Source organism: Mammaliicoccus sp. P-M58, assembly GCF_022386165.1.
GTDB lineage: Bacteria > Bacillota > Bacilli > Staphylococcales > Staphylococcaceae > Mammaliicoccus > Mammaliicoccus sciuri.
Genome location: NZ_JAJNJI010000007.1, coordinates 62,949 through 78,317, shown reverse-complemented (window position 1 = coordinate 78,317; position 15,369 = coordinate 62,949). Strand labels below are relative to the sequence as shown.

Sequence of the window (15,369 nt, the reverse complement as noted above, 5' to 3'; positions counted from 1 at the left end):
CCTTTCTAATGCATTGGACAACCTTGTTGATTTTGTCTATATAAAAAGTTTGGACTTCTCATCTCATTATCATAGCCTTTATGATAATTATGTACAAGTGAAGGTGAAAGAGGAGGTGCAAGCCAACTCCATTTTCCGGTCACTTTTCTATTAGCTTTACATTCATTCTCTTCAAATTTCTTAAATTGTTTAGAGGCATTATAATGATCAACAATTGCAACACCAGCTTCTTTATACGAATGATAAATAGCATAATTAAATTCTACTAAAGCTCTATCTCTCCAGTAACTTGATGTTGTCGTTGTATCAAAATCAAATGCTTCTGCAATGTCTTTTAATTTATTATAGCGATATTCGTCAGTAAAATTTCTAACGCCTATTTCAGTTTCCATGTACCACCCGTTGAATGGGGCAGTATGATAATATATACCACCGATTTCTAAATCCATATTTGAAATGATAGGTACTGCATACCATTTTAGTTGTAGTGATGCTAACTTAGGATACTGTTTATGGTTAATGTTAATTTCTTTAATGAGTTCTTGTGGGTATTGATGAATTTTTAGGCTTTGTTGATTAATTCGATACATTAATGGAAGCACATCAAAATCAGTATGTTGACTTTGCCAATTTAGATGGTGTGCTAATTTCGTCATTTCAATAGATTTAGGGTCGCCCTTATCTTCGTATCCTGCATATCTAATCAACTGTTCATTCATAATTTCTATTTGGTTGTTATATATGCTGATCATGGGTTTGATTTTTCCATCATTTGTAGCGCCTTTAATGTGACTTTCAATTGAAGTAATAAATGCTTGTTCATCTTGAATATGTCTTAAATCTCTTACCGTCAATTTATCCCAAAAAAGTCTACCAATATATCTATTTGAATTTCTCCAAGCTACTTTCGCACCATATTCTAATTCATCAGTTGTGTGAGTATAAGTACCAGTTTGAGAAATTTCATGTTCTATTTCTTGTATTCTTTTATTCATTTGTAATTCTGATATTTCTAATTCTTTATACATATCATTAATAAAAGCAGTCGCTTTATCTCGTAACATAAATACACCTCTATGTACTAGTATAAGCGACTGCTATTTTTTGACAATATATGAATTATGACAATTTACCAATTATTGATATCTTGTCGTTCACCTTTAAAATTACCTGACTTTTTATGACGTTCTTTCAATACTGATATGACATTTTCAAATTTAACGCCTCTATCATGAAGCAATACAAACAAATGATAAAGTACATCAGCCACTTCATTTGTGAATTCTAATTTATCATCTTTCATAGCTGCGATAACAACTTCAAATGATTCTTCTCCATATTTTTTAGAAATTTTATCTATACCTTTATTAAGTAAATAATTTGTATATGATTTAGGATTATTAGAATCAACACTTTCTTGAATAGTCGTTTCTAATGATTCGAGCGTGTAAGGTTCTTCAGTATTAAAGCAACTAACAGATCCAGTATGGCAAGTAGGGCCATCAGGTTTGACTTGTAGTAAAATTGTATCTTGGTCACAATCTAATTGTATATCAATAACATGCTGGATATGATTGGATGATTCGCCTTTTTTCCATAGACGATCTTTACTTCTTGAATAAAACCAACAGACTTTATCTTGAATGGTTAAGTTATAAGCTTCTTCATTCATATAACCTAACATTAATACTTGTCCAGTTTGGTAATGTTGTAAAATTGCTGGTACAAGACCTTTAGAAAAATCAGGTACAAATTCACTCATCGTACATTCACTCCTTCATTAGATAAATGTGTTTTGACTGCTTGTATTGTTGTTTCTTTATCGTGAAAAATACTTGCAGCGAGACCTGCAGATACATCAGTTTGTTTAAATAAATCAACAAAATGCTGGCTATTACCGCCACCACCTGATGCTATTACAGGTAAAGTCACCAGTTGATTAATTTCAGTTAATAAACGATGATCAAATCCTTGTTTAACGCCATCATAATCCATACTTGTAATTAATAATTCACCAGCGCCGAGATTTTCAACTTCTTGAACCCAATCTAACACACGTTTTTCTGTACGCTGTTTACCACCATGTGTATAACAGTACCAATCTTGATGTTCTTCTTCCCATTTAGCATCAACTGCGATACAGATACATTGTTTTCCGAACTTATCACTCGCTTCATGAATAAATTCTGGGTTACGCAAAGCACTTGAGTTTAAAGAAATTTTATCAGCACCATGATTAAGTAATACCGAAATATCTTCAAGTGTACTAATACCACCACCAATTGTAAGTGGAATGAATAATTTTGAAGCTGTTTCTGATATGATATCTAACATCATTTGATGTCCATTTTCTGTCTTAGAAATATCTAAGAACACAAGTTCATCTGCCGCTTCTTGATTATAATATTCAGCTAATTCAACTGGATGTCCAATATCTCTCAAACCTTTAAATTTTATGCCTTTAACGACACGTCCATCTTTAACATCTAAGCATGGGATGATTCTTTTTTTGATCATTCAATACCCTCCCAAAATGCATCCGTATTTGCTGCTTTTCCAACAATAGCAGCGTGCACATTTAATGCATCCAGTTGCTCAATGTCATCTTTATTTCTTATACCACCTGAAGCAATAACAGGAATAGATGTTGATTGGACTAATTTGCCTGTTAATTCAAAGTTTGGCCCAGATAATTTACCGTCTTTTGAAATATCTGTATAGATAATTCCGCCGAGAGGGAATGTGTTAATTTTTTCAATGAAATCAAATAGGTTTATTCCGGCATCATCAAGCCAACCGTTTAATTTGATTTTTTCAACATACGCATCGACAGATAAATATATTTTATTTGGAAATGTATGCGTCATTTCTTTTAACCAGTCTAAGTCTTGTATACCTTTAGTGCCGACGATAATGTACTCAACACCTTTATTTAAATATGATTCAATCGTTTCAACACTTCGAATACCACCACCAACTTCAATTGGTAAATGGGTTAAGCTGACGAGTTGTTCTATGTAATCTGCTTCTGTTGGTTGTTGATTTTTAGCGCCGATTAAATCGATAACATGAATTCTAGAAACTTGTTTAAATTTTGAATAGAAAGCTATTGCTTCTTCTGCAGTTCTAGGCATAGATTCTTTAGAATCATATTTACCTTCAGTTAATCTCACGCTTGTGGAGTCTATTAAATCTATTGCTGGCCAAATTTCAATCATTTAAAAAACCTTCTTTCAATGCTTGGTCTAGTATTTTGAGTCCGTAATCACCGCTTTTTTCTGGGTGGAATTGTATACCGATAATATTTTTTTGTTGCACGATTGCAGTGATTGGTTGTCCATAATCTGCTGTAGCAACTATAGGTAAATCAGTAGAGACATGATAAGAATGTATAAAGTAAACATCACCATCAAGTAGAGGATGTTCACTTTGTAAATTGTTCCATCCTAAATGTGGAACAGGGTAGGGACTCTCTATAGGTATAACGTTCCCTTGCAATAAATTTAATCCTTTTGTTGAACCTTCTGCGCTGTATTCAAATAGCACTTGCATACCTAAACAAATGCCAATGATTTTATGCGTATCTTTAATATCTTTAATCACTTTGTCTAGACCACTTGATGTTAATTGTGTCATAGCATCTTTGAAGTGTCCGACACCTGGAAGAATAACATGTGTACTATTTTTTATAGTTTCTTCATCTGAAGTTAATTTGGCATCATATCCTAAATGTAAGAGGGCACGTTCAATATTTTTAATATTGCCAAGTCCGTAATCAATGATTGCAATCATTATTCAATCACACCCTTAGAAGAAGGGATACCAGCATAATCATCTTGTGTTAATGCGATTTTTAGACTTCTAGCAAATGCTTTGAAAATCGCTTCGATTTCATGGTGCGTATTGCCACCTCTAATTAAATCAATATGTGTTGTTAATCTTGCATTAATCACAAGTGCTCTAAAGAATTCCTCTACAAGTTCTGTATCAAATGTGCCAACTTTTTCACGAGAAAATGTCGCATTAAATGATAAATATGGTCTGCCACTAATATCCGTTACAACACGTGCTAAAGTTTCATCCATCGGTATATAGAATGAACCATATCTTGTAAATGATTTTTTATCTTTAACGACTTCAAGAAGTAATTGACCTATTACAATGCCAATATCTTCAACTGTATGATGATCATCTACATGTATATCTCCATCAACTTCTATATTTAATGCAATACCACTATGAAAACTAAACAACGTCAACATATGGTCTAAGAAACCAACACCAGTATTAATGTGTGAATCTTCTCCATCTAATCGTAGTTGAATTTTGATATCTGTTTCTTTAGTTGATCTTTCTTTTTGATAAGTCATATTCTTGTCTCCATTCTTTAACGATTTTTTCAAGTTCATTTAATTCAGATTCTGTAGCAATAGAGTATCTAACAGTTTGTTGCATGTTTGGTTCATCATAAAATCTTGGTAAATAGCCATGTTCATAAATGTATTGACCTAAAGATTCTGCTAAATCTCCATAAGTTAAAACGAAATTTGTTTTTGAAGGTATAACATGGATAATGTCGCTCACATGTTGTTCGAAAATATTTTTTAACTGAGTACTCAATTGTCTTTGTTGCGTTAATAATGAATGTACAAGTTCTTTGTTACTGAAAATTTCAGTCGCAATATTTAAAGTTAATGTGTTTAGTGGATATGGATGTGCGATACGATTTAAAGTTTGAATAGTCTTTTCAGTAGAAATGACGATGCCGACTCTTAAACCAGCTATTGCAAATGCCTTACTTAACGTACGCATTTGAATGATATGGTCTTGTAATTTTATATCATATGCATCTCCAAAATCTAAATAAGCTTCATCAATAATAAAATAACCACCAATTGCCTGCATTTCATTCGCGATTTCTTCTAAAAATGCTTTAGGATATTGAATGCCTGATGGATTATGAGGCACGCTCATAATGAAAAATGCTGGCTTTAATTTTTGGATTGATTGCTTAATTTTATCTAACGAGAATGTATAGTCATCTTCAGCATCTACATAATGAATAGGGCGGTTAATTTGATGTGCATATGCTGTATACATGAAGAAATCTGGATTCAGCGTTAAGACTGGTCCATCTGGCAATGCAATCATGCATTTTTGAATCCACTCATCTGAACCATTCGCTGCTGAAACTTGGTTAGGTGATAATTGATAATAGTCTGCATAAGACTTAATAAAGGCATCATATTCTTCATCAGGATAAAAATTAAAATTTGAATTGGCGATAATATTTTTTAAAGTTGCATCATCTAATGCAGGAATAGGACTTTCATTCTTGTTTATTCTAATCATGTTTCACGACTCCTCGTTGTTTGTTAATCTCACTTCTAAAGATTGTTTATGTTGATATAAACCTTCTTGTTCAGCCAAAGCTATAGCACTAGGTGCAATACTTTGATAAGTGTGTTCATCTAAATGAATGACAGAATGACTTGTTAAGAAATCATTGACTGTTAAACCATTCGAGAATCTTGCTGTTTTATCAGTCGGTAATACATGACTTGGTCCAGCAGCATAATCACCAATTGCTTCAGGTGAGTATTGACCCAAGAACATTGCACCGACGTATTTAATTTTACCAATATATTTACTTGGATCGGTCGTTTGAATAGATAAATGTTCAGGTGCAATATAATTAATGACTTCTATTGTTTCATGAATATCACGCGTTAAAATTGGATAATGATAATTTTTGATACTTTGTTCGATAATTTGTTTTCTTGGTGCTTGATCTATCGCTTGTTGTAGTTTCTGTTGAACTTTTGTTAAGAAAGAAGAATCTGTTGATACTAGAAATGTTCTAGCTTGTTCATCATGCTCTGCTTGCGCTAATATATCTTGTATGATGTAATCTACATTTGAATTTTCATCGGCAATAAGTGCAATTTCACTTGGTCCAGCTATTTGGTCGATACCAACTACACCGTATAATAACTGCTTACTTAGTGAAACAAATTGGTTACCGGGTCCAACAATTTTATCTACTTTCGGAATCGTTTCAGTACCGAAAGCTAATGCAGCGATACTTTGAGCACCGCCAACTTGGAATACACGATCTACACCCGTAATATGGCATGCAGCAAGTATAGCTGGATCGATACCATCTTTTTGAGGTGGGGTAACTACAATGATCTCTTGAACATTGGCTACTTTAGCAAGGGTAGCTGTCATCAGAACCGTTGATGGGTAACTTGCTTTTCCACCTGGTACATAGATGCCGACTTTATCAATAGGATGATAAAGTTGGTAAGTTTGACCAGTTGTTACATTTTCATGTTTAATTTTTTGTTGGAAATTTTTAATTTGTTCAAAACTTGTTTCGAGTGCTGATCTTAAAGTGTCTGATATAAGGTTGATGCTGTTTTTTATATCATATTGTGGGACTTCAAGTTGCTCTAAATCAACATTGTCAAATTTCTTGTTATAACGAAATAAAGCTTGGTCTTGATGTTCTTTAACATCTTGGATAATTTTTTTAACATCTTCAGTATTACTTTCGTCTGTTAATCTATCTTGTTCAAATTTAGTTATGAATTCAGTTTTAGATAGCATTCATCGACACCCCGATTTCTTCTATAAATGATTCAATCATATTTGATTTACTAAAAAATGCGTGTTTATTTGTAATCAGTTTAGCATTGATGTCACCAATGGATTCTTTTTCAACGAGACCATTAGATTTTAATGTTGTACCCGTTTGTACGATATCAACGATTGCATCAACCATATTCACTACTGCTGCTAATTCAACAGAACCTGATAAAGGAATAATTGAGACATCTTGTCCTTTATTTTTAAAGTACGCTTTCGTTGTTTTAACATAAGTCGTCGCGATTTTTTTATATTCTGTTACTTCAGGTTTACTCGCAACAGCAAAGTGACAATAACCAAAAGGTAAATCAACTAAGTTGTTTACATTGAGTTTATCTTTTTCATCAAGAATATCACTGCCTGTAATACCTATATCAGCAATGCCTTCTTCAACATATGTTGATACATCATTTCCTTTAACAAGGATAAATCTAACGTTCGCTACTTCAATTTGAAGTTTACGTTCTCTATTATTTAATGCGTCTGCCCATTTTGAGTTGCCATTTTCATCAATAAATTTTATGAAATCTTTTAATAAACGTCCCTTACTTAATGCAACTGTTAACATAATGACCTCCTATGATAGTTGAATACCAAATCCAAAACCTTCTAACGTACCGTTATAATGTCCGCCTGAAGCGATTGGATTTCTATTGTTATTTTCATAAAGCTGAATGAAGCTCCCAACATAATATGATTTTGGGGGCATTGTTGTAATATCTAAATGTATGTGGTTAATGCCTGATGCTTCTAATGTCGCTTTCCAATATTGTAAAGATTTATAAGTTGGATGGTCAGTATCAGCAAAAGTTGTTAAAAAGTCTAATTGTTGATGAGTAGGTGTTTTAAGTAATTGTACGAGTGAATGATTTTGTGATAGTAGTTTAGAAATTTTTGAAATATTTCTTTCACTAATAGCCGTAAATAATTCTTCGTTTTGTTCTTCTTTAGAAAGTAAAAGATCAAATAATTGATAATGTCCAATAACCGCAAAATCAACATTTAAATCAAGTTCATTTTGGATAAAGTCATGTATATATTCATAACATTGCAACATGTCATTCCTTTTAGGGTTAAAAATTTCAATACCTAAATTTGTATATATATGTTCATTAATTGCGATAGGGCCAGCATATGCTACAGAACGTGCATCGAGGTTATATTCACGACTATAATGTTGGATTTGATCCGTCCAATCATTTCTTAAACTATAAAATGCATCGCCATTTTTCCAAATACTTCTAGTATCTAAACTATTCAAATCATCTTGCGTTAATTGTTTCCAATGAAGCTTTTCTATGAAACTCATATCAATCACTTCGAAATCTCGAGCACTAAAATATTTTAGAAATTTAAGTTCTTTTTCTTTCTTTTGAATAACGTCATCTCTGTATTTTACATAATCCATATTATAAACCTCGCTTTTACTCTCTACCAAGTTAAAGTATTTATTTAATTATAAAAGATACTATAACATGCATAACGAAACATATCAATTGAAAGTTCTGAATATTTAAAATATCAAAAAAATAAATAAATAATAAACCCATAGACATTTGAATTGATCAAAGTCTATGGGTTTTCATTATGTTTTAACGATGCGATTTTAATTTTTATAAATTGCTTAAATTATGCTTCAACTTTTGTTGGTGTTCTATGAATGAGTAATAGAATAAACACGATAAATACAAACGCAGCAATCATCGTAAAGAATATTGTGCCGTTTGATAATTGTATAATCGTTCCTCCAAGCATTGGACCAATGATACTACCGACACTAAATGACATGGCAATCATTAAATTCCCAGCTGGTAAATTATGCTTTGGTGTTAAATCTGTCATAAAGCTTACACCTAATCCATAAAAAGATCCTGTGAATAATCCTGCGATTAAGAATAATCCCATCATAATAAATGTACTTGTTGGTAAAAAGTCTCCTAACATAAACACGATACTGCCGATTAATGTTAATCCAGTTAATACTTTCTTTCTACCATGAATGTCACTAAACATGCCTAATGGTACTTGGAAAAGAATAGCACCAAGACTAAATGCAGGTAAGATTAACGTAATACTAGTGACATCAAGGCCATTTCTTAAACCATAAACAGGGAAGTTACTATGTAATCCAGCTTCAAACAATCCATATAATAATGGAAACATAAATGCAATCCATGATGTTCGTATTACATCTCCAAAGTTTTTTAAAGTGTTTAGTATACTGACTGGTCTAACATTAGATGAAGGGAATTCATTGTGTATTAAAAGCACTAATGAAATAGTTATTAATGAAAGTATTGCTGAAAGGATGAAAGGTAAAGCTTCCGAAACGTCAACAAGTTTAGCTAAAAGAGGTCCTAACATGAAACCTGCTGAGAAACTGAAACCATATACAGAAATCGTTCTTCCTAATTTTTCTTTAGGTGTAATATGTGTTAACCAAGTTTGCGTGCTAAAGTGTAACATATTATCACCAATACCAATTAATAGTCTTAAAATAAACCAAATAGATAATGTCTTTAAAGTTGGAAATAACAATAAAGATAAGGAAACTATAGCTCCACCAATTAATATCATATATTTAAACCCAGACTTTCTAACAAGCCCTTCGATAAAAAATGAAGATAAGAATACACCTATATATAATGAAGTTGCATGTAAACCATTCATTGAACTTGAAATACCATTTCGTTCAAAAATGACCGATATAAGTGGTAAGAGCATTCCTTGTGAAAAACCAGAGACAGCTACAATAATTGAAAGTATAATAAATAATTTTTTGAATGAAGAGTTTTTCATTTGTATGCCTCCTTCTAAATTTTACATCTTTAGTATTTTATCACAGAGATAAATGACTTGATATATTTAAGTTACTTTTTAATTTTTAATTTAAAAAGTATGATAAAATAATATAAAATTAGATAACCTGAGGAGTATTGAATAATGTATAAATATGAAGACGATAGTTTGATGTTACACACGGATTTATATCAAATCAATATGGGTGAAACTTATTGGAATGATGGTATTCATGAGCGTACTGCTATTTTTGATTTATATTTTAGAAGTATGCCATTTAATAGCGGCTATGCTATTTTTAGTGGATTAGAAAGAATTGTGCAATTTATAGAGCATTTCAAATTTACAGAGTCAGATATTGAATATTTAAGAGAAGTTGGATATCAAGATGATTATTTAGATTATTTAAAATCATTGCGATTTACAGGGAACATTAGAGCAATGAAAGAAGGGGAACTTTGTTTCAATAATGAGCCACTCATTAGAGTAGAAGCACCACTTATACAAGCACAACTTATTGAAACAGCACTTTTAAATATCGTGAATTTCCAAACGTTAATTGCGACTAAAGCAAGTAGAATTAAACAAGTTGTTCGTGATGAAATTGTAATGGAATTTGGTACTAGAAGAGCGCAAGAAATGGATGCTGCGATTTGGGGAGCTAGAGCAGCGATGATCGGTGGATTTGATTCTACAAGTAATGTTAGAGCAGGTAAATTATTTGGTATTCCGATTTCAGGAACACATGCACATTCTATGGTTCAAACATACGATGATGAATATACAGCGTTTAAAAAATATGCTGAAAGACATAAAAATTGCGTGTTTCTTGTAGATACTTTCCATACTTTAAAATCTGGTGTGCCGAATGCAATTAAAGTAGCAAAAGAATTAGGAGATAAAATTAATTTTATCGGTATACGACTAGACTCAGGTGACATCGCTTATTTATCTAAAGAAGCAAGAAGAATGTTAGATGAAGCAGGCTTTACAGATGCAAAAATCTTTGCTTCAAATGATTTAGATGAACAAACAATTACAAGTCTAAAAGCACAAGGTGCAAAAGTAACGGCATGGGGTGTCGGTACGAAACTTATTACAGCATATGATCAACCAGCATTAGGTGCTGTCTATAAACTTGTAGCAATTGAAGAAGAAAATGGCGAATTATCAGATCGCATCAAAATTTCTAACAATGCTGAAAAAGTAACAACACCTGGTAAGAAAAATGTTTATAGAATTATCAATACTAAAACGAATAAATCTGAAGGCGATTATATTACATTAGAAGATGAAGAGCCTAATAAAGAAGAACGTCTAAAAATGTTCCATCCTGTTCATACTTATAAAATGAAATATATCAAACATTTTAAAGCTGTCGATTTACATCATGACATTTTTAAAGATGGTAAACGCGTATACACACTTCCAGAAATTAAAGAAATTAGAGAATTTGCTTTTAACAATTTAGATATATTATGGGAAGAAAATAAACGTTATTTAAATCCTGAAGAATATCCAGTAGATTTGAGTAAAGCATGTTGGGATAATAAGAATAAAAAGATATTCGATGTAGCTGAAAGAGTAGCAGAAGCGATAAAGGATGTGGAAGAGTCATGAGAGATTTACAATCAATCATTGCCAAAGAAATGAATGTTAAAAAATCAATCGATCCAAAAAAAGAATTTGAAGAAATTAAACAGTTCTTAAAATCTTACGTTAAAGCACATAGTTTTGTTAAATCTTTAGTTTTAGGTATTTCTGGTGGGCAAGATTCGACATTATTGGGTAAAATTGCACAATTAACAGTAGATGAACTAAATGCTGAAGAAAATCATCAATATGCATTTATCGCAGTAAGGTTACCTTATGGCGAACAATTTGATGAACAAGATACACAAGATGCATTAGATTTTATTAATCCAAGTAATCGTGTAACAGTAAATATTAAGCCTGCGGTTGAAGCGAGTATTCAATCTTTAAAAGAAGCAGGTGTAGAATTAACTGATTTTCAAAAAGGGAATGAAAAGGCGAGAGAACGTATGAAAGTTCAATATTCAATTGCTTCAGCTAATAATGGACTCGTACTTGGTACGGATCATTCTGCTGAAAATATCACAGGTTTCTATACGAAATTTGGAGATGGCGCTTGTGATATTGCACCGTTATTCGGACTTAATAAACGCCAAGGCAAAGCGATTTTAAAATATTTAGGTGGTCCAGATCATTTAATCAATAAAGTACCAACTGCTGATTTAGAAGAAGATAAACCTGCTTTACCAGATGAAGAAGCGTTAGGTGTAACATATGATGCCATTGATGACTTTTTAGAAGGTAAAAAAATCAGTGAAAAAGATCAAGAAATTATTCAAAATCACTATGTAAGAAATGCACATAAAAGAGAAATGCCTTATAACCGTTATACATGGCCAAAATAATACGTGACTTTCATAAGTTTGCTTGATAAAATGATTCCAGTATTTTGATTTATGGAGGGTTTAAATGTCAGCTATATTAGATAATCCATGGTTAATGGTGCTATCTATATTTGTCATTAATATAGTATATGTATCTTGTTTAACTATGAGAACAATTTTAACATTGAAAGGTTATCGATATGTTGCCGCTGCTGTTAGTGTACTTGAAGTAGTTGTTTATGTTATCGGGTTAGGTTTAGTTATCAATAGTCTTGACCAAATTCAGAATATATTAGCTTATGCGCTTGGGTTTGCTGCAGGCATAATTGTCGGTATGAAAATTGAAGAGAAAATTGCATTAGGATATATCGTTGTAAATGTTACAACAGCTGAATATGAAACAGATTTACCAAGAACGTTAAGAGATTTAGGTTATGGTGTAACACATTACGTTGCTAAAGGACGAGATGGTGATCGCTTAGTGATGCAAATTTTAACACCACGTAGATTTGAATTAAAATTAATGGATACAATTAAACAATTAGATTCTAAAGCCTTTGTAATCGCTTATGAACCTAAGAATATACACGGTGGATTCTGGGTTAAAGGTGTACGAAGCAAAAAATTAAAGGCGTATGATACGGATGAAGTTTAGAGTAGAAGACAATGAAACGATTGAAATGTGTCTAAAAAGAATGAAAGTTCAAGGTTATACACCTGTAAAAAGATTTGAAAAACCTGTATTTATTGAGAAAGAAAATGGTGACATTGAGGTTCTCAAACAAGAAATACAATTCGTAGGTAAGAAAATCAAAGAATGACAATAAATCTGGGACATGAGAATGTGGCCCAGATTTTTTCTACTTTTAGTTTATTCTCCTACTGTTACAATATATAATGAAAGATATTAGGAATAAAATTATAAATCACGAACAATTTTGTAATTTTTATAAATAATGTACGTGTTCGTAGAAGTCTGTTATACTATAAATGACTAAAATATGTTAGGAGAATTTATCAATGATTGAACGTTATTCAAGAGAAGAAATGGCTAATATTTGGACAGAACAAAATCGTTTTGAAGCTTGGTTAGAAGTTGAAATACTAGCTTGTGAAGCATGGAGTAAATTAGGACACATTCCTGAAGAAGATGTAAAACTTATAAGACAAAATGCTAAGGTCGACGTTGATAGAGCTAAAGAAATTGAACAAGAAACACGTCACGATGTTGTGGCATTCACAAGACAAGTTTCTGAAACTCTAGGTGAAGAACGTAAATGGGTACATTACGGTTTAACTTCAACAGATGTTGTTGACACAGCTTTAAGTTATGTCATTAAACAAGCAAATGAAATCATTGAAAAAGACTTAGAAAAATTTTTAGAAGTATTAAAAAATAAAGCAATTGAACATAAAACAACTTTAATGATGGGTAGAACTCATGGTGTCCATGCAGAACCAACAACATTTGGTATTAAAATGGCACTTTGGTATACAGAAATGAAACGTAATTTAGAAAGATTCAAACGTGTTCGCGAAGAAATCGAAGTTGGAAAAATGAGCGGTGCAGTTGGTACATTTGCAAATATTCCACCAGAAATAGAAGAGCATGTATGTACAGAATTAGGATTAGGTTGTGCACCAGTTTCTACGCAAACACTTCAACGTGATCGTCACGCGTATTACATTGCGACATTAGGATTAATCGCAACATCTATTGAAAAATTTGCAGTAGAAGTTCGTGGTTTACAAAAAACTGAAACACGTGAAGTTGAAGAAGCTTTTGCTAAAGGTCAAAAAGGCTCTTCAGCTATGCCACATAAACGTAATCCAATTGGTTCAGAAAATGTTACAGGTTTAGCACGTGTTATTAGAGGATATATTACGACTGCATATGAAAATGTACCTTTATGGCATGAAAGAGATATTTCACATTCATCTGCTGAAAGAATTATGCTACCAGATGTAACAATCGCATTGGATTATGCATTAAACAGATTTACTAATATCATTGATCGTTTAACAGTATATCCAGAAAATATGAAACGTAATATCGATAAAACATTTGGTTTAATTTATTCACAACGTGTTATGTTAACGTTAATTAATAAAGGTATGGTCAGAGAAGAAGCATATGATATCGTTCAACCAAAAGCAATGGAATCATGGGAAACTCAAACACCATTTAGAACATTAGTAGAACAAGATGAAAAAATTACAAACTTGTTAAGTGCTGATGAATTAGATGAATGCTTCAATGAGAAACACCATTTAAATCAAGTCGATACCATATTCAGAAGAGCAGGTATAGAATAAGACACGTTTTACTGTACTTTAATAGGTTAGTGCGTTAAAATGCAATTAATGAACTTATATTAAACAGGGGTTGATTTTTTGCAAATTGAAAAATTAAGAGGAAAAGCATTAGATGAACTATTTGATGCAGTTCTGACATTAGAGACAAGAGAAGAATGTTATCAATTTTTTGATGATTTATGTACAGTTAATGAATTACAGTCATTGTCACAAAGGCTACAAGTGGCAAAAATGATTAAACAAGGATACACTTATGCTCATATAGAAAAAGAATCAGGTGCTTCAACTGCAACAATTTCAAGAGTTAAACGCTCATTGCAATGGGGTAATGATGCATATACAATGATTCTTGAAAGAATGAATATTGACTTCGAAAAATAATCATAAATATGTATGTAAGGCTGAGACATTAATGGATGTCTCAGCCTTAATTGGTTAAAATAGTATATAAATAGTAAATTTTAAGAAATAAGGAGCTTTATGCATGAAGAAATTATTTTTAATAATTGGCATATCTACATTAGCATTAAGCGCATGTAGTGACGATCAGAATACAGATAAGCAATCAACTAAAGAAGAACATACTCAAAAAGATAAAAAAGAAACTGTACAAAAATCAACTAAGCAAGAAGAGAAGAAACATAAAGTGACAAAGAAAGATGGCATCACTTATGTTGATGGGCATGTTTTTGTAAACAAAAAAGTAGGCTTACCACATGATTATGCCCCTGGTGAAAATAGTACTGCTAGAAATCAATTAAATAAATTGATACAAGATGGAACGAATGAAGGATTAGACTTAGTATTTAGAAGCGGGTATCGTTCTTATGAAAATCAAAAACAACTATATAATGATTATGTAGCAAGAGATGGTGAAGAAGCGGCCAACCAATATAGTGCTAAACCAGGACAATCAGAACATCAGACAGGATTAGCATTTGATGTGGGTTCAAATTCAGCAACTGATGATTTTAGAAAGTCATTCGGAAATACAAATGAAGGAAAATGGATTAAGACACATGCACATCAATATGGATTTATCATTAGATATCCATTAGGCAAAGAAAGAATAACAGGATACCAATATGAACCATGGCATTTAAGATATGTCGGTAAAGAATTAGCAGAAAAAATTTATAAACAAGACACAACATTAGAAGAATACTTTGATTACGGTAAATAGAAG

18 protein-coding genes are annotated in these 15,369 nt (G+C 32.0%); 7 read left to right on the top strand and 11 right to left on the bottom strand.

Going from position 1 to position 15,369, the window contains the following annotated elements; all coding sequences use genetic code 11:
- Positions 1–5 precede the first annotated feature (5 nt).
- From LQ694_RS09365 to LQ694_RS09315, 11 genes are all read right to left on the bottom strand, one after another.
- Positions 6–1,064: a nitric oxide synthase oxygenase gene (locus LQ694_RS09365; protein ID WP_239772002.1), complete on the bottom strand. Its 1,059-nt coding sequence runs from the start codon at positions 1,062–1,064 to the stop codon at positions 6–8.
- Positions 1,065–1,129: 65 nt separating this feature from the next.
- A complete protein-coding gene (gene hisIE / locus LQ694_RS09360) occupies positions 1,130–1,762 on the bottom strand; it encodes a bifunctional phosphoribosyl-AMP cyclohydrolase/phosphoribosyl-ATP diphosphatase HisIE (RefSeq protein ID WP_096792077.1) in 633 nt (210 codons plus the stop codon).
- Complete coding sequence (gene hisF, locus LQ694_RS09355; RefSeq protein WP_070369188.1) at positions 1,759–2,517, bottom strand: imidazole glycerol phosphate synthase subunit HisF; 759 nt, start codon at positions 2,515–2,517, stop codon at positions 1,759–1,761. Before hisF ends, hisIE begins: the two co-directional genes overlap by 4 nt.
- Positions 2,514–3,218 (bottom strand): 1-(5-phosphoribosyl)-5-((5-phosphoribosylamino)methylideneamino)imidazole-4-carboxamide isomerase, encoded by a 705-nt coding sequence (gene hisA / locus LQ694_RS09350; protein ID WP_070369187.1) that lies wholly within the window; start codon positions 3,216–3,218, stop codon positions 2,514–2,516. Before hisA ends, hisF begins: the two co-directional genes overlap by 4 nt.
- The gene (gene hisH, locus LQ694_RS09345; RefSeq protein ID WP_048540646.1) at positions 3,211–3,792 is read right to left on the bottom strand and encodes an imidazole glycerol phosphate synthase subunit HisH; all 582 of its coding nucleotides are present in this window, start codon (positions 3,790–3,792) and stop codon (positions 3,211–3,213) included. The genes hisA and hisH overlap by 8 nt, the downstream gene beginning before the upstream one ends.
- The gene (hisB, locus tag LQ694_RS09340) at positions 3,792–4,370 is read right to left on the bottom strand and encodes an imidazoleglycerol-phosphate dehydratase HisB (RefSeq protein WP_070369186.1); all 579 of its coding nucleotides are present in this window, start codon (positions 4,368–4,370) and stop codon (positions 3,792–3,794) included. The genes hisH and hisB overlap by 1 nt, the downstream gene beginning before the upstream one ends.
- Positions 4,342–5,352 (bottom strand): pyridoxal phosphate-dependent aminotransferase, encoded by a 1,011-nt coding sequence (locus tag LQ694_RS09335; RefSeq protein WP_196968510.1) that lies wholly within the window; start codon positions 5,350–5,352, stop codon positions 4,342–4,344. Before LQ694_RS09335 ends, hisB begins: the two co-directional genes overlap by 29 nt.
- A 3-nt stretch (positions 5,353–5,355) precedes the next feature.
- Positions 5,356–6,612, bottom strand: a complete 1,257-nt coding sequence (hisD, locus tag LQ694_RS09330; protein ID WP_058611139.1) for a histidinol dehydrogenase — start codon at positions 6,610–6,612, stop codon at positions 5,356–5,358.
- Complete coding sequence (gene hisG, locus LQ694_RS09325; protein WP_058611138.1) at positions 6,602–7,219, bottom strand: ATP phosphoribosyltransferase; 618 nt, start codon at positions 7,217–7,219, stop codon at positions 6,602–6,604. The genes hisD and hisG overlap by 11 nt, the downstream gene beginning before the upstream one ends.
- Positions 7,220–7,228: 9 nt before the next feature.
- Entirely contained in the window at positions 7,229–8,059 is an 831-nt protein-coding gene (locus LQ694_RS09320) for an ATP phosphoribosyltransferase regulatory subunit (RefSeq protein WP_058611137.1), read from the bottom strand.
- A 221-nt stretch (positions 8,060–8,280) separates the two neighbouring features.
- Positions 8,281–9,450, bottom strand: a complete 1,170-nt coding sequence (locus tag LQ694_RS09315) for an MFS transporter (RefSeq protein ID WP_058611136.1) — start codon at positions 9,448–9,450, stop codon at positions 8,281–8,283.
- Between the two features lie 144 nt (positions 9,451–9,594).
- Between LQ694_RS09315 and LQ694_RS09310 the strand changes: the two genes are divergently transcribed.
- From LQ694_RS09310 to LQ694_RS09280, 7 genes are all read left to right on the top strand, one after another.
- A complete protein-coding gene (locus LQ694_RS09310) occupies positions 9,595–11,070 on the top strand; it encodes a nicotinate phosphoribosyltransferase (RefSeq protein ID WP_096792080.1) in 1,476 nt (491 codons plus the stop codon).
- On the top strand, positions 11,067–11,888 hold the full coding sequence (nadE, locus tag LQ694_RS09305; protein WP_196968513.1) for an ammonia-dependent NAD(+) synthetase: 822 nt from the start codon (positions 11,067–11,069) through the stop codon (positions 11,886–11,888). The genes LQ694_RS09310 and nadE overlap by 4 nt, the downstream gene beginning before the upstream one ends.
- Before the next feature lie 64 nt (positions 11,889–11,952).
- Positions 11,953–12,522 (top strand): DUF2179 domain-containing protein, encoded by a 570-nt coding sequence (locus tag LQ694_RS09300; RefSeq protein ID WP_025905125.1) that lies wholly within the window; start codon positions 11,953–11,955, stop codon positions 12,520–12,522.
- Positions 12,512–12,688 (top strand): NETI motif-containing protein, encoded by a 177-nt coding sequence (locus LQ694_RS09295; RefSeq protein WP_065381774.1) that lies wholly within the window; start codon positions 12,512–12,514, stop codon positions 12,686–12,688. Before LQ694_RS09300 ends, LQ694_RS09295 begins: the two co-directional genes overlap by 11 nt.
- Before the next feature lie 199 nt (positions 12,689–12,887).
- Positions 12,888–14,183: an adenylosuccinate lyase gene (purB, locus tag LQ694_RS09290; protein WP_065381775.1), complete on the top strand. Its 1,296-nt coding sequence runs from the start codon at positions 12,888–12,890 to the stop codon at positions 14,181–14,183.
- A gap of 78 nt (positions 14,184–14,261) precedes the next feature.
- Positions 14,262–14,564, top strand: coding sequence for a YerC/YecD family TrpR-related protein (locus tag LQ694_RS09285; protein WP_025905127.1), 303 nt, complete (start codon positions 14,262–14,264; stop codon positions 14,562–14,564).
- A gap of 103 nt (positions 14,565–14,667) precedes the next feature.
- Positions 14,668–15,366 (top strand): M15 family metallopeptidase, encoded by a 699-nt coding sequence (locus LQ694_RS09280; protein WP_196968514.1) that lies wholly within the window; start codon positions 14,668–14,670, stop codon positions 15,364–15,366.
- The last annotated feature ends 3 nt before the right edge of the window (positions 15,367–15,369 follow it).